Annotated in this window: 21 protein-coding genes and 1 pseudogene; 3 read left to right on the top strand and 19 right to left on the bottom strand. The window is 68.7% G+C overall.

Going from position 1 to position 22,583, the window contains the following annotated elements:
• Nucleotides 1–83: 83 nt before the first annotated feature.
• A complete protein-coding gene (gene atzF, locus OG246_RS23695) occupies nt 84–1,757 on the top strand; it encodes an allophanate hydrolase (protein WP_266467085.1) in 1,674 nt (557 codons plus the stop codon).
• Nucleotides 1,758–1,869: 112 nt separating this feature from the next.
• Here atzF and OG246_RS23690 read toward each other — a convergent pair whose 3' ends face one another.
• From OG246_RS23690 to OG246_RS23635, 12 genes are all read right to left on the bottom strand, one after another.
• The gene (locus tag OG246_RS23690) at nt 1,870–4,731 is read right to left on the bottom strand and encodes an RNA helicase (protein WP_266470838.1); all 2,862 of its coding nucleotides are present in this window, start codon (nt 4,729–4,731) and stop codon (nt 1,870–1,872) included.
• Between the two features lie 40 nt (nt 4,732–4,771).
• Complete coding sequence (locus OG246_RS23685) at nt 4,772–5,662, bottom strand: diacylglycerol kinase (protein WP_266467083.1); 891 nt, start codon at nt 5,660–5,662, stop codon at nt 4,772–4,774.
• 31 nt (nt 5,663–5,693) lie between these two features.
• The gene (tatC, locus tag OG246_RS23680) at nt 5,694–6,644 is read right to left on the bottom strand and encodes a twin-arginine translocase subunit TatC (protein WP_266467081.1); all 951 of its coding nucleotides are present in this window, start codon (nt 6,642–6,644) and stop codon (nt 5,694–5,696) included.
• A gap of 47 nt (nt 6,645–6,691) precedes the next feature.
• A complete protein-coding gene (gene tatA / locus OG246_RS23675) occupies nt 6,692–6,985 on the bottom strand; it encodes a Sec-independent protein translocase subunit TatA (RefSeq protein ID WP_266467080.1) in 294 nt (97 codons plus the stop codon).
• A 240-nt stretch (nt 6,986–7,225) separates the two neighbouring features.
• Nucleotides 7,226–7,420: a hypothetical protein gene (locus OG246_RS23670; protein WP_266467079.1), complete on the bottom strand. Its 195-nt coding sequence runs from the start codon at nt 7,418–7,420 to the stop codon at nt 7,226–7,228.
• Between the two features lie 20 nt (nt 7,421–7,440).
• Nucleotides 7,441–7,701: a hypothetical protein gene (locus tag OG246_RS23665; RefSeq protein WP_266470834.1), complete on the bottom strand. Its 261-nt coding sequence runs from the start codon at nt 7,699–7,701 to the stop codon at nt 7,441–7,443.
• A gap of 95 nt (nt 7,702–7,796) precedes the next feature.
• Nucleotides 7,797–8,825 (bottom strand): YafY family protein, encoded by a 1,029-nt coding sequence (locus OG246_RS23660; protein ID WP_266467077.1) that lies wholly within the window; start codon nt 8,823–8,825, stop codon nt 7,797–7,799.
• A gap of 16 nt (nt 8,826–8,841) precedes the next feature.
• Nucleotides 8,842–9,795, bottom strand: coding sequence for a YafY family protein (locus tag OG246_RS23655; RefSeq protein WP_266467074.1), 954 nt, complete (start codon nt 9,793–9,795; stop codon nt 8,842–8,844).
• Nucleotides 9,796–9,964: 169 nt separating this feature from the next.
• Nucleotides 9,965–10,336, bottom strand: coding sequence for an FKBP-type peptidyl-prolyl cis-trans isomerase (locus OG246_RS23650; RefSeq protein WP_266467071.1), 372 nt, complete (start codon nt 10,334–10,336; stop codon nt 9,965–9,967).
• Between the two features lie 69 nt (nt 10,337–10,405).
• Nucleotides 10,406–11,416, bottom strand: a complete 1,011-nt coding sequence (locus OG246_RS23645) for an FKBP-type peptidyl-prolyl cis-trans isomerase (protein ID WP_266467068.1) — start codon at nt 11,414–11,416, stop codon at nt 10,406–10,408.
• A gap of 166 nt (nt 11,417–11,582) precedes the next feature.
• Nucleotides 11,583–12,944, bottom strand: coding sequence for a Pup--protein ligase (gene pafA / locus OG246_RS23640; RefSeq protein WP_266467065.1), 1,362 nt, complete (start codon nt 12,942–12,944; stop codon nt 11,583–11,585).
• A gap of 9 nt (nt 12,945–12,953) precedes the next feature.
• On the bottom strand, nt 12,954–14,213 hold the full coding sequence (locus OG246_RS23635) for an MFS transporter (protein ID WP_266467062.1): 1,260 nt from the start codon (nt 14,211–14,213) through the stop codon (nt 12,954–12,956).
• Between the two features lie 109 nt (nt 14,214–14,322).
• On the opposite strand from OG246_RS23635, the gene OG246_RS23630 reads away from it, so the two are divergent.
• Nucleotides 14,323–15,342: a LacI family DNA-binding transcriptional regulator gene (locus OG246_RS23630; RefSeq protein ID WP_266467059.1), complete on the top strand. Its 1,020-nt coding sequence runs from the start codon at nt 14,323–14,325 to the stop codon at nt 15,340–15,342.
• Between the two features lie 249 nt (nt 15,343–15,591).
• Here the strand turns inward: OG246_RS23630 and prcA are convergent, their stop codons facing one another.
• The 6 genes and pseudogenes from prcA to arc form a co-directional block, all read right to left on the bottom strand.
• A complete protein-coding gene (gene prcA, locus OG246_RS23625; RefSeq protein WP_266467056.1) occupies nt 15,592–16,338 on the bottom strand; it encodes a proteasome subunit alpha in 747 nt (248 codons plus the stop codon).
• Nucleotides 16,339–16,446: 108 nt separating this feature from the next.
• A complete protein-coding gene (prcB, locus tag OG246_RS23620) occupies nt 16,447–17,262 on the bottom strand; it encodes a proteasome subunit beta (protein ID WP_266470831.1) in 816 nt (271 codons plus the stop codon).
• Nucleotides 17,244–17,324, bottom strand: a pseudogene (locus tag OG246_RS23615) (recombination endonuclease VII); the annotation flags it as partial. The pseudogene OG246_RS23615 and the gene prcB, both read right to left, overlap by 19 nt.
• A gap of 115 nt (nt 17,325–17,439) precedes the next feature.
• Nucleotides 17,440–17,658, bottom strand: a complete 219-nt coding sequence (locus OG246_RS23610) for a ubiquitin-like protein Pup (RefSeq protein ID WP_108147781.1) — start codon at nt 17,656–17,658, stop codon at nt 17,440–17,442.
• 168 nt (nt 17,659–17,826) lie between these two features.
• Nucleotides 17,827–19,338: a depupylase/deamidase Dop gene (dop, locus tag OG246_RS23605; RefSeq protein ID WP_353962476.1), complete on the bottom strand. Its 1,512-nt coding sequence runs from the start codon at nt 19,336–19,338 to the stop codon at nt 17,827–17,829.
• Between the two features lie 234 nt (nt 19,339–19,572).
• Nucleotides 19,573–21,339 (bottom strand): proteasome ATPase, encoded by a 1,767-nt coding sequence (gene arc / locus OG246_RS23600; RefSeq protein ID WP_266467043.1) that lies wholly within the window; start codon nt 21,337–21,339, stop codon nt 19,573–19,575.
• Nucleotides 21,340–21,593: 254 nt separating this feature from the next.
• On the opposite strand from arc, the gene OG246_RS23595 reads away from it, so the two are divergent.
• A complete protein-coding gene (locus OG246_RS23595; protein WP_266467040.1) occupies nt 21,594–21,899 on the top strand; it encodes a ferredoxin in 306 nt (101 codons plus the stop codon).
• Nucleotides 21,900–21,991: 92 nt separating this feature from the next.
• Here the strand turns inward: OG246_RS23595 and OG246_RS23590 are convergent, their stop codons facing one another.
• Nucleotides 21,992–22,570, bottom strand: a complete 579-nt coding sequence (locus OG246_RS23590) for a hypothetical protein (RefSeq protein ID WP_266467037.1) — start codon at nt 22,568–22,570, stop codon at nt 21,992–21,994.
• Nucleotides 22,571–22,583 lie beyond the last annotated feature (13 nt).

Below are 22,583 nucleotides of genomic sequence, written 5' to 3'. Positions count from 1 at the left end.
AGGCGTTCCGCAGGGCGGAACGGGTGGGCACACACCACCCACCGGCCCGCAGTCGAGCACGAGACCCCAGCCAAGGAGCACCGATGTCAGCCGTCACCCGAGTCCAGAGGGCATACGCCCGCATCGAGGCCACCGACCGCCCCGAGCTCTGGATCGACCTCCGCCCCCAGGCGGAGGTCGACCAAGAGGCGAGGACCATCGACGAACGCGTCGCCGCAGGCGAGCACCTCCCCCTCGCAGGCAAGCTCCTCGCCGCGAAGGGCAACATCGACGTGGCAGGCCTCAAGACCACCGCCGGCTGCCCGGCATACGCGTACACCCCAGAAGGCGACGCGCCCGCAGTCGCCCGCCTCCGAGCCGCCGGCGCGATCGTCCTCGGCACCACGAACCTGGACCAGTTCGCCACAGGCCTGGTCGGCACCCGCTCCCCCCACGGCGCCGTACGCAACGCCTACGACCCGGCCAGAATCAGCGGCGGCTCGAGCTCCGGATCGGCCGTCGCCGTAGCCCTGGGAATCGTCGACCTCGCCCTCGGCACGGACACCGCAGGCTCGGGCCGCGTCCCCGCCGCCTTCAACGGCATCGTCGGCCTCAAGCCGACCCGCGGCCTGGTGCCGACGACCGGCGTCGTCCCCGCCTGCGCCTCCCTCGACTGCGTGACCGTCTTCGCCCGTACGCTCCCGGAGGCCGAGCAGGCCCTCGCGTACATGACCTCCCCCTCGGGACGCGACCTCCCGGCACTCCCCCAGCGGACGCCCGGCCCATGGCGCATCGCCGTCGCCGCACCCGAACAGCTCGGAGAGCTGGACAAGGGCTGGGCGGCGGCGTACGAAGCGGCCGTGGCGCAACTCACCGCGGCGGGCGCCGAGTTGCGCACCCTCGACCTCACCCCGTTCACCGAGGCCGCGGCGATGCTCTACGAGGGCGCGTTCGTCGCCGAGCGCTACACAGCCGTGGGGAGCTTTGTCGACAAGTTGATCACTGAGGGCGGTGAGGGGCTCGACCCGACCGTCGCCGGGATCATCACCCGGGCCCGGGACATCCCGGCCCACCAGTTGTACGCCGACCAGGACCGCCTTGCGGACCTCCGCACCCGCGCCCTCGCCCAACTCGGCGACGCGGACGCCCTGTTGCTGCCGACGGCCCCCGGCCACCCCACCCTCGCCGAGGTCGCCGCCGACCCACTGGGCGCCAACGCCCGCCTGGGCCGCTTCACCAACTCCACGAACCTCTTCGACCTGGCCGCGGTAGCCGTCCCCGCGGGCATGGTGGACGGCCTGCCCTTCGGCGTGATGCTGATCGGCCCGGCGTTCACCGACGAACGCCTCGCCCGGATCGCGGGCCTGCTGCAGCCGCAGCTCCGGATCGCGGTGCTTGGCGCACACCTGTCCGGCCAGCCGCTCAACCCCCAGCTCCTCTCCCTGGGCGCGGAACTGGAACGTACGACAACCACGGCACCCGTCTACCGCCTGCACGCCCTGTCCACCACACCGCCCAAGCCGGGCCTGGTCCACGTCGGCACGGAAGACCCCGGCGCCGCCATCGAGGCCGAAGTATGGCGACTCCCCGCCGAGGGCCTAGGACGCCTACTCGCCGAGCTCCCCCGCCCGATGACCCTGGGCCGCGTCGAACTCACCGACGGCAGTCACGTCCCCGGCTTCCTCTGCGAACCGTCCGCACTCGAAGGAGCCGAGGACATCACGACACACGGAGGCTGGCGCGCATACCTGCGCTCTATTAGCCCCTCCGGCGTTTGAGGAGCGGGGGTCCAGGGGGCAGCGCCCCCTGGCGGGGCCTGGGGCAGAGCCCCAGAAAGACGGGAAGGGTAGGGGCGGAGGGGGCGAAAAAACTCCCCCGCCCCACAACCGGTCACCCGACCGACGAGTAAGCCACCACCCCCCGCAGCAGCCCATCCACCGCCTTACGCGCATTCTTGGCGACACTCGATCCGGCCGCTCCGGAAACAGGCGCCGCGGCCGAGATCTGCCCCAGCACATCAATGACCTGCTTGCACCAGCGCACAAAGTCACCCGCAGGCATCTCCGCCTCCCGCAGCACCTCGTCGAGCCCCTTGCCGGAGGCCCACTCGTGCGCGGCCCAGGCAAACCCGAGATCCGGCTCGCGCTGCCCGACCCCCTCGGTCTGGGTGATCCCGAAGTCCTCCTCAAGGGCGTCGAGCCGCCCCCAGATCCGCACCATCTCGCCCAGCGCGGCCTTCGCCTTGCCCGACGGCACCTTCGGCGCCATCGCGTCGTCGGCGACCCGCGACTCGTACACCAACGCCGAGATGCAGGCGGCGAGTTCGGGAGGGCTGAGCCCCTCCCAGACCCCGGCACGGAGGCATTCGCTGGCGAGCAGGTCGAGTTCGCCGTACAGCCGCGCGAGCCGCTTGCCGTGTTCGGTGACCTCGTTGCCCCGCAGGTAGTCGAGCTCGGTGAGAAGCGCGACGATGCGGTCGAAGGTGCGGGCGATGGTGTTCGTCCGGCCCTCGATACGCCGCTCCAGCTGCGAGGTGTCGCGCAGCAGCCGGTGATAACGCTCGGCCCAACGGGCGTGGTCCTCCCGGTCGTTGCACCCGTGGCAGGGGTGCGCCCGGATCGCCGTGCGCAGCCTGGCGATCTCGCGGTCGTCGGCGGCATCGGCCCGCTTCTTGCGGTGCCGGTCCGCGACGATGTGCCCGGCCTTGGTGCGCAGCGCGGAGGCCAGATCGCGGCGGGACTGCGGCGAGCGCGGGTTGAAGGACTTCGGGATCCGCATCCGCTCCAGCGCCTCGACCGGCACCGGGAAGTCCATCGAGGCGAGCCGCTTCACCTGGCGCTCGGCGGTGAGCACCAGCGGACGCGGGCCGTCATGCTGCTCGAAGCCCCGGTGGCCGTTCGACCGTCCGGCGGGCAACCCGGGGTCCAACACCAGGGCGAGCCCCGCGTACTTGCCGGTCGGGACGTGGATGACATCGCCGGGCTTGAGCTTCTCCAGCGCGACGGCCGCCTCCGCGCGCCGCTGCGCCGCGCCCTGCTTGGCCAGCTCGGTCTCGCGGTCCTTGAGCTCGCGGCGCAGCCCCATGTACTCCTCGAAGTCCCCGAGGTGGCAGGTCATCGACTCCTTGTAGCCGTCGAGCCCCTCCTCGTTGCGCTGCACCTGCCGGGAGATCCCGACGACCGACTTGTCGGCCTGGAACTGCGCGAAGGACGTCTCGAGGAGCTCGCGCGAGCGGTGCCGCCCGAACTGCTCGACCAGGTTGACCGCCATGTTGTACGACGGCTTGAAGCTGGAGCGCAGCGGATACGTGCGGGTGCCCGCGAGTCCCGCCAGGTGGTCGGGGCTGATGCCGCGCTGCCACAACACGACCGCGTGGCCCTCGACATCGATGCCGCGGCGTCCGGCGCGCCCGGTCAGCTGGGTGTACTCGCCGGGTGTGATGTCGGCGTGCTGTTCGCCGTTCCACTTGACGAGCTTCTCCAACACCACCGAGCGGGCGGGCATGTTGATGCCAAGGGCGAGGGTCTCGGTCGCGAACACCGCCTTCACCAGGCCGCGTACGAACAGCTCCTCGACGACCTCCTTGAACGTCGGCAGCATGCCCGCGTGGTGGGCCGCGATGCCACGCTCCAGGCCCTCGAGGAACTCGTAGTACCCCAGGACGTGCAGGTCCTCGGTCGGGATGGAGGCCGTGCGCTCCTCGACGAGTTCACGCACCCGCACGCGGGCATCGTCGTCGTTCAGCCTGAGGCCCGCGTACAGGCACTGCTGGACTGCGGCCTCGCAGGCGGCGCGACTGAAGATGAACGTGATGGCGGGCAGCAGCCCTTCGGCGTCGAGCCGCTCGATGACCTCGGGCCTGCTCGGCGTCCACACCCGCGAGCGCTGTCTGCGCTCGCGCTCACGGTCCGCGTCGCGCATGGCGCGGCCCCGTCTGCGGTCCTGGTACGACGGGCGGCTCGCCTCCATCCGCGCGAGGCGCGTGAGGTCGGGGTTGACGGCCTTCTTGTGACCCTCACCCTCCTCGAAGAGGTCGTACATCCGGCGCCCGGCCAGCACATGCTGGAAGAGCGGCACGGGCCGGTGCTCGGAGACGATCACCTGGGTGTCGCCGCGCACGGTGTCCAGCCAGTCGCCGAACTCCTCCGCGTTCGACACCGTGGCCGAGAGCGACACCAGCGTCACCGACTCGGGGAGGTGAATGATCACTTCCTCCCAGACGGCGCCCCGGAACCGGTCGGAGAGGTAGTGCACCTCGTCCATCACTACATAACCGAGTCCAAGGAGGGTCTGCGAGCCCGCGTACAGCATGTTGCGCAGCACCTCGGTGGTCATCACGACCACCGGAGCCTCGGAGTTGACGCTGTTGTCACCGGTGAGGAGGCCGACCTTGTCCGCGCCGTAACGGCGGCACAGATCGGCGTACTTCTGGTTGGAGAGCGCCTTGATCGGCGTCGTGTAGAAACACTTCTTGCCCTGCTGGAGGGCGAGGTGGACGGCGAACTCGCCGACGATCGTCTTGCCGGAGCCGGTGGGCGCGGCGACAAGCACACCCTTGCCCGCCTCGAGCGCCTGGCAGGCCTCGATCTGGAAGGGGTCGAGGCCGAAGTCGTACATCTCGCGGAAGGAGGCGAGCGCGGTGGCCTGCTCGACAGCGCGCTTCCGTGCTGCCGCGTACCGCTCGGCCGGGGAGAGGTCCTCTGTCATCGTGCTTTCGAGACTACCGGGAGGCACTGACAACAGGACGATCAATATCCGGATCCGCACCTGTGAAACCCGGAATCCCCGCAGCTCAGGGAATCGCCACCCGCACAGCACCGCGCACACACTCAGCAGTGAGCGGCAGCGGGCCGAACGGCTCCCCGTCCGCGTACCCCGTGACGCCCTCGGCGACAAGCTCCACCTTCGCCGCCCGGTGCACGGCGACCTTCGGATGATCGAGATGCGTACCCCGGTAGACCCTCGGAAACACCTTGAGCAGGGTCGTACGGCTGCAGTCCCCGACCACCGTGATGTCGAACAGCCCGTCCTCCAGATCCGCGCCGGCGCAGATCTTCATGCCGCCGCCGTACGACGGTCCGTTGCCGACCGCCACCAGCGTCGCCTCGACCTCCTGGACCTTGCCGTCGTCGAGTGTGATCCGGTAGGGGAAGGGCTTGAAGGCGGCCAGTTCGGCGAGCATCGCGAGGTCGTACTTGAAGCGGCCGGTGGGCCATCGCATGCGGTTGCCGCGGTCGTTGACCCGGGAGTCGAAGCCGGAGGCGAGGACGGTGCCGAACCAGGTGCCGCCGACCCGCCCCAGGTCGACATCGCGCAGCCGGGCCCCCTTGAGGGCCTCGGCGATCAGCCGCCCAGCGGCCGCCGGTTGGCGTACGGGCAGGCCCAGGGCCCGCGCGAAGTCGTTCCCGGTGCCGACGGCGACCAGGCCGAGCGGGGTGCGCGTCCCGGCGACGGCCTGCAGGGCCAGGTTCGCCATGCCGTCGCCGCCGACGGCGATCAGGGCGCCCGTCCCGTCCGCGACGGCCGCACGCGCGCGCGTGAGGGCGTCTTCGGCGTTCTCGCCGAGGACCGTACGGACGGAGAACCCCGCCGCACGCAAAGCAGAAGCGGCCGGCTGCGCCGCGTGGGCGCCCCGGCCGCGTCCCGCGGTGGGGTTGACGAAGAGGGTGATCTCGCTGGTCACAAGCCTGACCCTACGAGTTCTCCGCGTCTGGTCAGGTCACGTCGTCATAACCGTTGACACGGTCCGAGCTCGCCTGCTCCGGCAGGGCCGCCCGGCTGGCCGACACCGTCTCGACCTCGCCGATGGCCTCGGGCGTGAGGTCCAGTTCGGAGGCCTCGTCGTCGGCCGGTCCCGCGGCGTCGCGCCGGCGCCTGCGCCCGTCGTTCAGCAGCGAGAAGGCGACCGCGCCGAAGTACAGGATCCAGATCGGGCCGGCGAGCGCCAGCATGGTCAGCGGGTCCGTGCTGGGCGTGGCCACGGCCGCGAAGACCGTGATGCCCATGATCATGCCCCGCCACCAGCCGAGCATCCGCTTGCCGGTGATCGCCCCGGTGAGGTTGAGGAAGACCAGCAGCAGGGGCAGTTCGAAGGAGAGGCCGAAGACGAGCACCATGCGCGTGACGAGGTCCAGCAGATCGTCCAGCGGCAGGAGGTTGTCGGTACCGCTCGGGGTGAATTCGATCAGCACCCTCGCCGTGGTGGGCAGTACGGAGTACGCGAAGTAGGCGCCGCCCAGGAACAGCGGGGCGCCCGTGCCGACGAACGCGTAGGCGTACTTCTTCTCGTGCCGGTGCAGACCGGGGGCGACGAAGCCCCACAGCTGGTAGAGCCAGACCGGCGAGGCCAGGACGACACCGGCCATCAGCGACACCTTCAGCGCGAGCGTGAAGGGGGTGAGCAGACCGTTGATCGTGATCTGCGCGCACGGCTCGGTGGACGTCGACTTCGCCAGCTGCTCGAAGCTCTGCTCGCAACCGACCGAGTCGAGGATCGGCCTGGTGATGAGGTTGATGATGTCGTTGTAGAAGAAGGCGGCGACGACAGTGATGGCGACGATGGCCAGCATCGCCTTCGCAAGCCGGTTGCGGAGCTCACGAAGGTGTTCCGCGAGGGGCATCCGCCCCTCGGGATCCTTCTCCTTCTGGCGGGCAGGCTTCAGCAACCCACGTTCCCATCTCGTGCGGCGGGCCGGAGGTCACCGGCCCTGCGTCAGCGCTTGGTCGTCGAGTCCGTCGGCTCGGTGACCGGGCGGGAGCTGGTCACGTCGCCGGGTGCGGCCTGGATGGTGCGCTGAGCCGGGGGCTGCTCGTCGGTGGCCGGCGGGGCGGCCGGAGCGGCGGCCGTGTCCTGGCCCTCCGTCTTCATGGCCTTGGCCTCGCTCTTCAGGATGCGCGCGGACTTGCCGAGGGAGCGCGCCATGTCCGGAAGCTTCTTCGCGCCGAACAGCAGGATGATGACGACGAGGATGAGAATGATCTCGGGAGCGCCGAGCCTTCCGAACATAAGTCTTTACCTTCTCACCGAGGCGGCATGGAATGGGGGCTGTCCGATCGGTCGGACATGTGTCCGATCGTCGCGCTGACAGCGATCGTAACGCTCAGGGGTAAACGCGGGGCAATCCCTGTGCGTACTCCCAGTTCGCGACCCGCGCCTCGTTTATCCGGGCCGCGACCATGAGCGTACCTGCCGTTGCCGGATAGGTGACAGGGCGAAAGCCATACAAACCGCGGCGTGCGCCACTACTCACAGGGCATCCACAGAGCGAGCCGTGGTCACAGCCGCGCGCTCCAGGTCCTCGGCGGCCCTGCCGATGCGCAGAGCGGAGTCGGAAACCTGTCGCCCCAGACGCTCCGCTTCCAGGAAGACACGGACAGCGAGCACGCCGAGAACGGCGATTCCCAGGAAACCCACAGCGATCGCAAACATCGGCCAGAACATGAAGCCGACCCTAGACCGTCCTAGCCGGTCGAGTGCAGACGCAGTGTCCGTACGCCGCCCACCGTGAGGAGTTCGACGATGCGTTCACCGGCGGGCTTGCGGACGGCGGCGCCGCACTCCGGGCAGGTGAAGGAGTAGAAGGTGGTGCGGCTGGAGGCGCCGATGGCCAGCATCAGGGCGCTCGCCCTGAGCTCGAAGTCGGTCCGGCAGTCGGGGCAGCCGGCCCTGAACACCGTCTCGACCACTCTTCTCATCCCGGCGAACGCGGTGACGACCGACATCTCCGGTGCGCCCGAGGACACACCGGCCCGCTCCGAGGCTCCGGTCCTCCCCGCCACACCGGTCTTCTCCGACGCACCAGACATCGTCGACGTGCTCAAAGCCCCTGCTCCTGCCTGTCGTACGGCCCGTCCTGAGCTCCCTGTGGCCCGTCGTAGGCCGCGAGGGCCTCACGGGCCGCCTGCTGGGCGCTGTCCGCGAGATCCTGCGGCGACACGATCCGGCCGTCGCGGCCGAGGCGCAGCGCCAGCCGTCGCAGCGAGGTGGGATCGGGGGTCCGCAAGGTGATGCGCAGCCCGCCGTCCGGCAGCTCGTCCGCGCTGTCGTGCGGGTAGTACTCGGCGACCCAGCGTCCGCCGGGGCCGACCTCCACGACCACCTCGGGGTCCTCGGCCGCCGGCTGCACAAGCCCCTCGGAGAGGTCCCGCATCTCGATCTCGGGCGGCGCGGACGGCTCGTCCAGGATGCGGATCTCGGCGACCCGGTCCAGCCGGAAGGTGCGGCGCGCCTCGGAGCGGCGGCACCAGGCCTCCACATAGGTGTGGCCGACGCTGACCAGGCGGATCGGGTCGATCTCACGCTCGGAGAGCTCGTCGCGCGAGGGCGAGTAGTAGCGGATCCACAGCCGGCGCCGCTCGGAGATGGCCCGGTCGACGTCCGCGAAGACGCCGCCCTCGGATTCGAAGGTGACCGACAGCCGGGAGCTGGCCCCGGCCGCCTCGCCCGAGGCGGCCTCCACCTTGGCGGTGGCGCGCAGCAGTGCCTGCCGGTCGCCCTCGCGCAGTCCGGGCAGTGTGGACACCGCACGGGCGGCGACGAGCAGCGCGGTCGCCTCGTCGGCGGCGATCCGCAGGGGCTCGGCCGCGTCCGCGCCGAGGGCACCCGGGTTGCGCCACCAGATCCGGTCGCCGTCGGTGTCGATGTCGAGCAGATCGCCGCCGCGGAAGCTGGTCCCGCACAGCGGCAGCACGTCGAGGTCGGAGATCAGCTCGTCCTCGGTGATCCCGAAGGCCCGGGCGACATCGCTGACGCGCGCGCCGGGGCGCTCACGCAGATACGTCACCAGGGAGAGCATCCGCCGGGTCTGGTCGATCGCGTTCGTCGGCCTGGCCGGTTTTCCTGCCACTTTCTTACGTTCCCCCTCAGCCCTTGGCCACGGCGCGCAGCCGGTCCACGACATCCGCCCGCAGCTCGGACGGTTCCAGGACCACCACATCGGGCCCGAACTCGACCAGCCAGGCGTCCAGGCCATGCCCGTACGGAATCTCCAACTCGTCCCAGCCCCCGCCCAGTTCCCGTACGGAGACGGCTTTGGCCCGCAGCGGGTAGCCGGACCCGGTGCGCAGCCGGATGAGCGCGGAGCGGTCGGCGATCTCGCCCGCCCAGCCCGCGACCGTCTCGCGCACGGTGACGACGTCGGGCACCTCGGCCGTGTACCGGCCCGCCCGGGTGCGGACCTTGCCGGTGATCCGCGAGAGCCGGAAGACGCGCTCGGCTCCGCGGTCGCGGTCCCAGCCCGCCAGGTACCAGTGACCGCGCCAGCACTCCAGGGCCCACGGCTCGACATGGCGGGGCTCGGGCCGCACGGCGGTGGCCTTGCGGTAGTCGAAGGCGACCGGGCGGCGGTCGCGGCAGGCGAGCATCAGCGGCTCGAAGGCCGCCTCGTGCACGGGGATGTGTGGTTCCAGGGCGCCATGGGGCTCGTACGGGTCGACGTCCTCGGGCAGTCCCGCGGCGCGCAGCTTCTGCAGGGCGCCGCTGGCGGCACCCGCAAGGCGGGCCTGCTGCCAGACCTTGGCGGCCAGCCCGAGGGCGGCGGCCTCCTCGGCGTCGAGCGTGATGGCCGGCAGCCGGTTGCTGTCGCGGCGCGCGAGATAGCCGACCTCACCGTCGAGGTTCTCCACCGTCTCGATGACCAGGCCGAGTTCGCGCAGATCGTCCTTGTCGCGCTCGAACATCCTGTTGAAGGAGTCGTCCGAGCTCGCCTCGAGGTAGGCCTCGATGGACTCGCGAAGTTCGCGCTTGCTGAGCGGCCGCCGTGTCCCCAGCAGACACAGCGCCAGGTTCATCAGCCGCTCGGCCTTGGCAATGGCCATCGACGCCCTTCCTATGGTGCTTCCGACCGATGACCGTACCGCTCCGGACAGTCGTGGCAAAAGCCGAGGGCCCATGCCCGGACAGGCATGGGCCCCAGATGATCAAGTCCGGTCAGACTTCGCCAGATGATGTACGAAGATCGGACCGTGACCCTCTCGATCCTCTCGATCAGACCGCGACGAGGTCGCAGACGAAGATCAGCGTCTCGCCCGGGGCGATCCGGCCACCGGCGCCGCGGTCGCCGTACGCGAGGTGCGAGGGGATGACCAGCTGGCGGCGGCCGCCGACCTTCATGCCCTGCACGCCCTTGTCCCAGCCGCTGATGACCTGGCCGACGCCGAGCTGGAACTCGAGCGGGGTGCCGCGGTTCCAGGAGGCGTCGAACTCCTCGCCGGTGGAGAAGGCCACGCCCACGTAGTGGACCTTGACGAAGTCGCCGGCCTTGGCCACCGCCCCGTCGCCCTCCCAGATGTCCTTGATCTCGAGGTCCGCCGGGGGCTCGCCGCCCGGGAAGTCGATCTCGGGCTTCTCGATGCTCACGTCTCTAGCTCCTGCTTGTTCGCGTAAAGGCCTTAAAGCAACACCGACAGTCTCACATCCCCGAAGGCGTTACATCTTCGCCAGGATGTCGACCGTGAAGACCAGCGTGGAGTCCTTGCTGATGCCGCTTCCCTCCGGGGGGCTGTCGCCGTAGCCCAGGCTCGGCGGGACGACGATCAGGACACGGCTGCCGACCTTCTTGCCCGTCAGACCCTGCGCCCAGCCCTTGACGACCTGCGTGAGCGAGAACGAGGTCAGCGCGTCCCTGCTGTACGTCGAGTCGAACTCCTTGCCGTCGGCCCAGAGCACGCCCTTGTACTGCACCAGGACGGTGCTGTCGGCCGCGAGCTCCGCGCCGTCGCCCTCGAGGACGTAGTTCGCCACGAGCTTCGTCGGGGCGTCCGCCTTCGGCACGTCGATGGAGGGGGCCTTGCCGTCGGTGTTGGTGCCGACCTTCGGGAGGTCGATGTTGTCCTGCGCGACCGTCTTGCCCGCGGCGGAGCTCTTGGAGTTGAAGGTGTTCTGGATGTCGACGACGAACACCAGGGTGTCGGTGCCCTTGATGCCCGCCTGCGTGTTCCCCTCCGTGCCGTAGCCCCAGGTCGGCGGCACGGCCATCTCGACGCGGCTGCCGACCTTCTTGCCCACCAGGCCGTAGCGCCAGCCGTCGATGATGCTGCCCTGCGCGAGCTGGATGAGCAGCGGCGTCTTGCGGTCGTAGGAGTTGTCGAAGACCTTCGCCGTCGCCCAGACCTGGCCGAGGTAGTGGGCCTGCACGTAGTCGTTCTCCGCGACCGTCTTGCCGCTGCCCGCGATGACCGTCTTGACGGCCAGGTCCTTCGACGGGTCACCGCTGCCCTTGGCGACGGTGGGCTTCTCGCCGAACTTCGTACCGGCCGTGATGCCGGGCAGCGGACCGTCGACGATCTTCGGCGGTGGTGCCGCCGAGGCGGAGGCCGAATCCGAGGCCGCATCCGACGGGCTGCTGCTGGACTTGGCCGTGTCCGAGTCGTCGTCACCGCATCCGGCGAGTGTGACAAGTCCAGCGGGTACGGCTAGAAGGAGTGAGCGTCGGCGCACGGTGGGGGCCCTCGTATCGGTCGATCTTGGTTGATGGAGTGCGCGCAACTCTACGACCTGAGAAGGGCGCCGTACGGAAAACGTACGGCGCCCCGCGTTGCGTTCCGGTGAGGGCCCCCACTCTCGAGCGAAGTCGAGAGTGGGGGACATGGCCGGAACACTCGGCTCACATTCCCGCGATCAGCTTCTCCACCCGGTCGTCGACACTACGGAACGGGTCCTTGCACAACACGGTGCGCTGCGCCTGGTCGTTGAGCTTGAGATGCACCCAGTCGACCGTGAAGTCCCGGCGCTGTTCCTGAGCACGCCGGATGAAATCGCCGCGCAACCGCGCCCGAGTGGTCTGCGGGGGCACGGACTTGCCCTCGAAGATCTTCAAGTCGTTGCAGATACGGGCGGCTTGTCCCTTCCTCTCCAGGAGGTAGTAAAGACCTCGCCGACGGTGGATGTCGTGGTAGGCGAGGTCTATCTGCGCGACGCGCGGGTTGGACATGGTCATGTTGTGCTTCGCCCGGTACCGCTCGATGAGCTGGTACTTCATGACCCAGTCGATCTCGGTGCCGATCCGGTCGAGGTCCTCGGACTCGATCGAGTCCAGCGTGCGACCCCACAGCTCCAGAACCTGCTCGACGACTCCGGTACGGATACCGCGGCGCTCCACGAAGTCCACGGCCTTCTCGTAGTACTCGCGCTGCACGTCCAGCGCGGAGGCCTCCCGGCCGCTGGCCAGGCGCACCTTGCGCCGGCCCGTGATGTCGTGGCTGACCTCGCGGATCGCCCGGATCGGGTTCTCCAGGGTGAGGTCGCGCATCACCGTGCCCGCTTCGATCATGCGCAGCACGAGGTCGGTGGCACCGACCTTGAGGAGCATGGTCGTCTCGGACATGTTCGAGTCGCCGACGATGACGTGCAGCCGGCGGTAGCGCTCTGCGTCCGCGTGCGGTTCGTCGCGTGTGTTGATGATGGGCCGGGAGCGGGTCGTCGCGGAGGAGACGCCCTCCCAGATGTGCTCGGCCCGCTGACTCACGCAGTACACGGCACCGCGCGGGGTCTGCAAGACCTTGCCCGCCCCGCACAGAAGTTGGCGGGTGACGAGGAACGGAATAAGAATGTCCGCGAGCCGGGAGAACTCCCCGTGCCGGGCCACCAGATAGTTCTCGTGGCACCCGTAGGAGTTGCCTGCCGAGTCGGTGTTGTTCTTGAACAGGTAGACGTCGCCCGCGATTCCTTCCTCGTGCAGGCGTCGTTCGGCGTCTACCAGGAGTCCTTCGAGAATGCGCTCGCCGGCCTTGTCGTGGGTGACCAGTTCGGTCACGTTGTCACATTCGGGTGTCGCGTATTCCGGATGTGATCCCACGTCGAGATAGAGGCGGGCGCCGTTCCGCAGAAAGACATTGCTGCTGCGGCCCCATGACACGACACGGCGGAAGAGGTACCGCGCCACCTCGTCGGGAGACAGGCGTCGCTGTCCCCTGAACGTACACGTGACGCCGTACTCGTTCTCCAGCCCGAAAATGCGGCGGTCCATGACTGAACATTACGCCCGATCCCCTGACCGCAAACGGGGTTCGACGGCACGGTTTGGATCATTTTCCGATGAGACCGCAACCACCTCCGTGTTCCCGGTAGCTGCGAGGACCCGCCCCGTGGCCAGCAGAACCACCAGCGCGGCGGCCCCCGCGACACCCGGTACGGCGAAGCCCCACACCGCCCCGCCCCACTCGACGACGGGGCCCGCGAGGCCCGTTCCGACGGACGCGCCGACGGTGAACGTCGTGACAAGCCAGGAGAACGCCTCGGTGACGGTGCCCCTGGGAGCGTGCCGGACGACGAGCACGAACGCGCAGGCGATGCAGGGCGCCAGGAACACCCCTGCGAGCGCGGTGAGCGCCGTCATGGCGACCGGACCCGGCACCAGCATCAGTGGCACGTAACACACCGCCAGGAGCGCCACGAGCAGGCTCAGTCGCCGCTCGGGCGCACCGGTCCACCGGCGCGCGCCGTACACCGTGCCGCCGACGAGGGCCCCGAGCCCGATGCCCGCCATCAGCCAGCCGTACACCGCGTCCCCGCCATGGCTGTCGGAGTACGACAACGCTGCGACCGTGATCGAGCCGAGCGCGATACCGACGAACAGGAACGCGCCGAGCAGGGCCACAAGACCCGCCGAACGCAGCGCTCCGAGCCAGTGCGCCTCGCGGGGAGCCGAGCGCCACGCGCGCGAGGGGGGCGACACGACCACGGAGAGGGCGCCCAGGACGCCGATGACGTTCAGGACGAGCAGCGCTGCCTGGGCGGACCAGAGCGCCACGCACAGCGTCACGAGCAACGGCCCGACGGTGAACATGATTTCCTGCGCCACGGCGTCCATCGCGTACGCGGTGTGCACCTGTTCCTCCTTGCGGAGGACGGAGGGCCACAGCGCTCGCAGACCGCCTTCCAGGGGCGGCGTGAAGAGCCCGGCGACCGCCATCGCGACGTACGCGACCGGCAGCGGGTCCGTGCCCGCGAACGCGAAGAGAGCCATCCCGAGAGCCGAGACGAGCGCGGCAGGCAACTGCACACGCGGCTGCCCGTACATATCCACGAGCCGCCCGAGCAGCGGCTGCCCCACCGCGTTGGACACCCCGTACACGGCGGCCAGCGCACCCGCCAGGCTGTAGCTGCCGCCCTCCGCGCGGATGAAGAGCACGACGGCGATGGCAGCGGTCGCGTTCGGCAGCCGCCCTATCAGCGTCCCGGTGAGCAGCCGGGCAGCATGCCTCGCCCGGAGGATCTCCAGATATCCCGCGGCCATGACGTGCCCTTCTCGTAATCCCGTGACGCCTGAAGTTTTACGTATAACGTCCTCTCCCATACGTACCATGTGCGCAGTCCGCGAGTCCAGACGAGGGAGCAGGTCGACGGTGGCACGAGGTAGCACGCGCCCCACGAGCCGGGACGTCGCCCAGGTCGCCGGGGTCTCCCAGGCCGCCGTCTCGCTGGTGCTCGGCGACAAATGGCGCGGCCGGGTCTCCGAAGCCACAGCGGAACGGGTCCGGGAAGCCGCCCAGGAGCTCGGCTACCGCCCGAACGTCGCCGCCCGCAACCTCCGCCTCGGCCGCACCCGCACCGTCCTCCTAGTGGTCCCCGCGCTGACCACCGAGTTCTTCGCCGGCGTCTACACGGGCGCCGCCCGGGTGGCGTCCGAGCACGGCTTCGGAGTAGTCCTCTACCCCTCCCCCGAAGGCATCGGCCCCGCCCGTGACCCCTTCGGCTCGGCACCCGCGGCCCTGGACGGCGTGATCGCCTCCTCCATGGCCGCAGACGCCCTCACCGCGATCCGCGGCGACCAGCTCCCCCTGGTCATGCTGGACAGCGACCCCGCAGGCAGCCTGGGCGCCGCGACCGTCAACCTGGACATCAGGGACGGCGTACGCCAGGTGGCCGAACACCTCCTGACCCTCGGCCACCGCCGCTTCCTGCACCTGGCGGCCGACATCCCCTCCTGGACCTTCGAGGTACGAGCCCACGAACTGTCCGCACGCCTGGCAGAGGTCCCCGGCACAGAACTCCGCACAGCCCGCGCCCCCATCTCCATAGAGGGCGCCCTGGAGGCCGCCGAGACCGCCCTGAGAGCCCCAGGCCCCCGCCCAACAGCCCTGGTCTGCGACGACGACAAACTGGCCGCAGGCGCCTACAAGGCCGCCCGCCGCCTGGGCCTGCACATCCCGGACGACCTCTCCATCACCGGCCTGGACGACCTGGCCCTCTCCAGAGCCATCGACCCAGAACTCACCACAGTCCGCCTGAACGCAGAACTATTCGGCGAACGAGGCATGCAAGCTCTCCTGGCCGTCCTGGAGGGCAAGACACCCCCACAGGGCGACATCCCAGTGGAACTGGTCGTACGAGGCTCCACAGCCCCGCCAAGCCCCACTGCCTGAGCACCACGGCGCACCCCCAGGCACCCGCAGCCGCCCACCGGCGGAAGGGGCCGGGGGCCGGTACATCAAATGCCCGTCGCGTACGTGGTCACACCGCCCCCAAGCCCTACAACCAACAAAAGTGCCCATCGGCGACGGGCGGATGTACCGGCCCCCGGCCCCGACCCACCCACCCGCAGACGCCCCAAAACGCCGCGCGCCCCGACCACAAGGGACCGGGGCACACGCCGAGCAAGGCAAGGACGAGACTCACTCGTCGTCCTCAGGATCCTCCGCCTCGGTAGCCGTAGACGCCCCGTCCGCCTCGAGCAACCGAGCCAGCTGCCGCCCAACAATCCGCTTGAACTTCCGCTGCTGCGGCCGCGTCCGGTCAAGAATCGCAACCTCGAGCCGCTCCGCGGGAATCTCCCGCTCCCCCCCGTTCGCCTCACGGGACAGCGACTGCACGGCCAGCTTCAACGCCTCGGCAAGCGACATGCCGTCTTCATGGCGCTGGTCCAGATAACTGCTGATCTGCTCGGCATTGCCACCCACCGCGACCGACCCGTGCTCATCCACGATCGACCCGTCGTGCGGCAGCCGGTAGATCTGATCGCCCTCGGGGGTGTCCCCCACCTCGGCGACCACGAGCTCCACCTCGTACGGCTTCTCGGCCGCACTGGAGAAGATCGTGCCGAGCGTCTGGGCATACACATTGGCAAGACCGCGGGCGGTCACATCGTCACGGTCATAGGTGTAACCCCGCAGATCGGCATAACGAACACCGCCGATCCGCAGATTCTCGTACTCGTTGTATTTGCCGGCGGCGGCGAAGCCGATCCGGTCATAGATCTCGCTGAACTTGTGCAGCGCACGGGACGGGTTCTCGCCGACGAACACGATGCCGTCGGCATACTGCAGCACGACGAGGCTGCGGCCACGGGCGATGCCCTTCCGGGCGTATTCCGCCCGGTCGGCCATCGCCTGCTGGGGTGAGACATAGAACGGCGTCGACACCGGTTATCCGTCCCTTTCTATCGAAGTCACTGGATCACTTTGCCAAGAAGCCACTGCCGGAGCGGCTGTCAGGAAACCGCTGCCGGAGCGGCCGTCGAGAAGCCGCTGTCAGAGCAGCGCGGCCCGCGGACCGTCGGGCTGCTCAAGGCGCCGCTCCAGGATCGAGCGGGCGATCTCGGAGGACTCCTCGTCTCCCAGACGGCGGAATCCGTCCTCGGTGATCACGGTGACGATCGGGTAGATCCGGCGGGCGACATCGGGACCACCGGTCGCCGAGTCGTCATCGGCCGCGTCGTACAGGGCCTGGACGACGAGGGTCGTGGCCTCCGCTTCGGAAAGGTCCTTGCGGTAGAGCTTCTTCATGGCACCGCGCGCGAAGACCGAGCCGGAGCCGGTGCCGGCGAAGCCGTGCTCCTCGGAACGGCCGCCGGTGACGTCGTAGGAGAAGATGCGGCCCCTCTCGCGGTCCACGTCGTAGCCCGCGAAGAGGGGAACCACGGCGAGGCCCTGCATGGCCATGCCGAGGTTGGAACGGATCATGGTGGAGAGGCGGTTGGCCTTGCCCTCCAGGGAGAGCGTGGCGCCCTCCACCTTCTCGAAGTGCTCGAGTTCCAGCTGGAACAGCTTGACCATCTCCACGGCCAGACCCGCCGTACCGGCGATGCCTACCGCCGAGTACTCGTCGGCGGGAAAGACCTTCTCGATGTCACGCTGCGCGATGACATTTCCCATGGTGGCCCGCCGGTCACCGGCGAGGACCACACCACCGGGGAAGGTGACGGCCACGATGGTCGTGCCGTGCGGGGCTTCGATCACACCCTGGGTGGGCGGCAGCTGCCGCCTGCCCGGGAGCATGTCCGGCTGGTGGTCGGACAGGAAGTCCATGAAGGACGACGACCCGGGCGTCAGGAAGGCAGCCGGCAGACGCCCGGTGCTACGAGGGTTGGCTTCCACGCGATTCCTTCCACGTAGGCTGCGGCCCGCCGTGGACGGCCGAGCCGATCATCAAATCTGTGCACGGACCATACCCGCGCGAACGCCGATCATCCGTCCCGGCGCCGACCCGCTGGATCAGGCCGACTCCGGGGCGGACAACTGGCGTTACTCTCCGCCCTTTTGAACGAAGGAACGCACGAAGTCCTCGGCGTTCTCCTCGAGGACGTCGTCGATCTCGTCCAGTACGGAGTCGACATCGTCGCTCAGCTTCTCCTGGCGTTCCTTGAGGTCCTCGGAAGCCTGCGCCTCCTGCGCCTGCTCCTCGACCTCCTCGGTGGAACGCGTGGCCTTCTGCTGTCCGCCGCCGGTGTCCTTGGTCGCCATAAACCCTCACCCCGCTCGGTTCGACGTTCTTGATCAGACCCTACAAGCAGGGTCCGACATCGGCCCCGCAGTTGCTACAACGTCCGGGAGCCACCTCGATGATTCCCGGACGCGGCTTCTTTCCACCCCGATCCGCCGCTTCGGCCGTGCAGGCCCCGGCGCGGCCGCTCAGCCGCCCGACAGGACCTTGACCAGGTCTTCAGCCGTGCGGCAGCGGTCGAGGAGCTCCTTGACGTGATTACGCGTTCCGCGAAGCGGCTCAAGGGTTGGGACGCGCTGGAGCGAGTCCCGGCCCGGCAGATCGAAGATCACCGAGTCCCACGAGGCCGCCGCGACGTCGTCCGCGTACTGCTCCAGGCAGCGTCCGCGGAAGTAGGCACGGGTGTCCTCAGGCGGCTTCGTACGGGCCCTCTCGACGTCCTGCTCGTCCAGGAGTCGCTTCATCTTGCCGCGCGCCGCGAGACGGTTGTAGATGCCCTTCTCGGCGCGTACGTCGGCGTACTGGAGGTCGACCAGGTGCAGCCGGGCGGCGTCCCAGTCGAGGCCGTCACGGCGCTGGTAGCCCTCCATGACCTCCCGCTTGGCGACCCAGTCGAGCTCTCCGGAGAGGCTCATCGGGTCGTTCTCCAGGCGGTTAAGAGTGTCCTCCCAGCGGAGCAGGACGTCCACGGTCTGCTCGTCGGCGTCCGACCCGAACCGTTCCTCCACGTACTTGCGGGACAGCTCGAAGTACTCCATCTGCAGCTGGACAGCGGTGAGTGTCCGGCCGCTGCGGAGCGTGACCAGTCGCTTGAGCGTGGGGTCGTGCGAGACCTGGTGGAGAGTGCGTACGGGCTGGTCGACCGCCAGGTCCACGGCGATGAAGCCGTCCTCGATCATCGAGAGGACCAGGGCCGTCGTGCCCAGCTTCAGATAGGTCGAGATCTCGGAAAGGTTCGCGTCGCCGATGATCACGTGCAGCCTGCGGTACTTCTCGGCGTCCGCGTGCGGCTCGTCGCGGGTGTTGATGATCGGGCGCTTCAGGGTGGTCTCCAGGCCCACCTCGACCTCGAAGTAGTCGGAGCGCTGGCTGAGCTGGAAGCCGTGCTCGTGCCCGTCCTGACCGATACCGACGCGGCCCGCTCCGGTGACGACCTGGCGTGAGACGAAGAACGGCGTGAGGTGGCGCACGATGTCCGAGAAGGGGGTCTCCCGCTTCATCAGGTAGTTCTCGTGCGTGCCGTACGAGGCGCCCTTGTTGTCGGTGTTGTTCTTGTAGAGGTGGATCGGCTGGGCGCCGGGGAGCTGGGCCGCGCGCTCCGCGGCCTCCGCCATGATGCGCTCGCCGGCCTTGTCCCACAGGACGGCGTCCAGCGGGTTGGTGACCTCCGGCGAGCTGTACTCCGGGTGTGCGTGGTCCACGTACAGCCGCGCCCCGTTGGTGAGGATGACGTTGGCCAGACCGATGTCCTCGTCGGTGAGCTGGCTGGAGTCGGCGGCCTCGCGGGCGAGGTCGAAGCCCCGCGCGTCCCGCAGCGGGTTCTCCTCCTCGAAGTCCCAGCGGGCCCGCCGGGCCCGGTGCATCGCCGCCGCGTACGCGTTGACGATCTGGGACGAGGTGAGCATGGCATTGGCGTTGGGGTGGCCGGGGACGGAGATCCCGTACTCCGTTTCGATGCCCATTACTCGCCGTACGGTCATGCGGCCCTCCTTGCCCGGCAGCGTCCTCGGTCGGGGACGCTGCTCAAGTACCGCTGGTGCTCCGGTGCGTGTGCGGTGCCCGACCCCGCAACGCGCGACTCGGCGGTACGAAAGAGCCTAGAGCGCCTTTGCGCTGGTGGGGAGATCATTTGCGTCATTGCCTCGCTCCAGCCTTGACCCGAAAAACAGTCGGCTGCGGGTACCCGCGAAGGGCACCCGCAGCCGCCCTGTCTTTTACAGGTACTGACCGGTGTTGGCCACCGTGTCGATGGAGCGTCCGGTGTCCGCGCCCTGCTTTCCGGTGACCAGGGTACGGATGTAAACGATCCGTTCGCCCTTCTTGCCGGAGATTCGGGCCCAGTCGTCCGGGTTGGTGGTGTTCGGCAGGTCCTCGTTCTCCTTGAACTCGTCCACGCATGCCTGGAGGAGGTGGGAGACCCGAATACCCTTCTGGTTCTGGTCGAGGAAGGCCTTGATGGCCGCCTTCTTGGCGCGGCCGACGATGTTCTCGATCATGGCGCCGGAGTTGAAGTCCTTGAAGTACAGGACTTCCTTGTCGCCGTTGGCGTACGTGACCTCGAGGAAGCGGTTCTCCTCGGACTCGTCGTACATGTGCTCCACGGCGGTCTGGATCATGTTGTTGACCGTCGCCGCCCGGTCACCGCCGTGCTCACCGAGGTCGTCGGAGTGCAGCGGAAGTCGCTCGGTGAGGTATTTCGCGAAGATGTCCTTCGCGGCCTCGGCATCCGGGCGCTCGATCTTGATCTTCACATCGAGTCGGCCGGGGCGGAGGATGGCGGGGTCGATCATGTCCTCGCGGTTCGAGGCGCCGATCACGACCACGTTCTCCAGGCCCTCCACGCCGTCGATCTCGGCGAGCAGCTGGGGGACGATGGTGTTCTCCACGTCCGAGCTGACGCCTGATCCACGGGTGCGGAAGAGGGACTCCATCTCGTCGAAGAAGACGATGACGGGGGTGCCCTCGCTGGCCTTCTCACGTGCACGCTGGAAGACGAGGCGGATCTGCCGCTCGGTCTCACCGACGTACTTGTTCAGGAGCTCGGGGCCCTTGATGTTGAGGAAGAAGCTCTTGCCGGCGCCCTGCCCGGTGACCTCCGCGACCTTCTTGGCCAGCGAGTTGGCGACGGCCTTGGCGATGAGGGTCTTTCCGCATCCGGGGGGCCCGTACAGCAGGACGCCCTTGGGCGGCCGCAGTTCGTGCTCCTTGTACAGATCGGGGTAGAGGTACGGGAGCTCGACCGCGTCGCGGATCATCTCGATCTGGTTGCCCAGGCCGCCGATCTGCTCGTAGCCGATGTCCGGGACCTCTTCGAGGACGAGTTCCTCGACCTCGCTCTTCGGAACGACTTCGTAGACATAGCCGGAACGGGGTTCGAGAAGCAGGGCGTCGCCAGGGCGGATGACGACGTCCAGGAGCGGCTCGGCGAGCCGCACCACCCTTTCCTCGTCGGTGTGCCCCTGTACCAGGGCGCGTTCGCCGTCCTCGAGGATCTCCTTGAGGGTGACGATCTCACCGACGCTCTCGTACTCCATGGCCTCGACCACGTTGAGAGCTTCGTTGAGCATCACTTCCTGGCCGCGCCTGAGCTCTTCGAGCTCCACGCTGGGGCTGACGTTCACCCGGAGCTTGCGGCCCCCGGTGAAGATGTCCGCCGTGCCGTCCTCGTTGGCCACGAGGAAGACACCGAAGCCCGCCGGCGGCTGTGCGAGCCGGTCGACCTCTTCCTTGAGGGCCACGATCTGGTCGCGGGCCTCACGGAGCGTGTTGGCGAGCCGCTCGTTCTGAGCGGACACGCCGGCCAGGTTCGTCTGCAACTCGACGATCCGCTCTTCGAGAATCCTCGTGTGTCGCGGAGAGTCGGCGAGCTTGCGTCGCAGGACGGCGATCTCCTGCTCAAGGTAGGCAATCTGCCCGGCGGGGTCATCGGACCCTCTTCCCGGGCGGATGCCGCGGTTCATGTCGTCGTCGTGGGCTGCCACGGTCCTCACCTCCTCCAAGGGGAGCTGGACGCTTCCAGACCCTACCTGGGTGGGTGTCGATTGAAACCCCTAGATCACAAAGACTGTCGGGGTGTGTCCGATCTTCACCCTTGCGCTCTCCCTCACGCCAGTGGAATACCCACCCAACATGATTGGGAAGCGGACGGAGGTAGGGTCGAAGTGTTCAACACCCGTCAGAGCTGGCCCGACTTGCAGGGATATCGGGTCGTTCGGCGCAGGAAACGGCAGGAGAAGTGACCGTGCAGCAGGAGGCCGGAGTCGGCGCCGAGGAGCTCGAGGTCTGGATCGACCAGGATCTCTGTACCGGAGACGGGATCTGCGTCCAGTACGCGCCCGAGGTCTTTGAGCTGGACATTGACGGCCTGGCGTACGTGAAGGGCTCAGGCGACGAACTGCTGCAGGTCCCGGGCGCCACAACGCCCGTACCGCTGCCGCTTCTGCGCGATGTGACGGACTCCGCGAAGGAGTGTCCGGGCGACTGTATCCACGTACGTCGGGTTTCGGACAAGGTCGAGGTGTACGGACCTGACGCGGAGTGACCTGAGGTGCACCCGGCGTCACCGAAGTCTGTTTTCTCACACCCTCCGCGGCGCGGAGGGTGTTCTCATATGCCCGGAGCTTCGGAGGGCGTTCAGACGCCCTGGGCTCCGGCGGGTGTCGAGCGGACGAACGCGCCGTTCGTCCACTGCCACTTGGCGAGATCCTTCACGTCCGGGCAGCAACTCGGTACGTCGGACGAGGAGTAGCCGAGGAGTGTGGCGGTGACGGCGTCGTCACTCAGCGCGAAGTCGGTGACGCTCAGGCGGTCCTTGGGGTCGACCAGGGTGGCCACGACGCGGGGCTTGGCCTCGTCCGCGGCCTGGGTGAGGACGTAGACGCCGTTGGGCGGGGTCCCCGAGCCCGCGTCGCAGCGGACCACGGCGACGGTCTCCGGGCGCCCGTCGCCGTCGAGGTCTCCAGAGGCCTTCTTCTGGACGAGGACTTTGGTGGGCCCGCACTCGATCGGGAAGTCGACGCCGGACGGATCGGGAGCCGCGGCGGAGGCTTGGGCCGGCTTCGCGCCGGGACCGGCGGCCTGGGCCGCTGTCGCCGGGTCGGGCTGCAGTACGGAGGAGAACGCGACGACTCCGGCGATGGCGGTGGCCGTGGCGACCCACTGGATGGGGCTGGTGTGCGTGTGTGCCAGTTCCGGGACGGCGGATTGCTGCACTAGGAGTGTCTCC

The organism is Streptomyces sp. NBC_00620 (assembly GCF_026341825.1).
In the GTDB taxonomy this organism is placed as follows: Bacteria; Actinomycetota; Actinomycetes; order Streptomycetales; family Streptomycetaceae; genus Streptomyces.
Note: the sequence above shows the minus strand (reverse complement) of the source record. Positions and strands in the feature narration are given on the sequence as shown.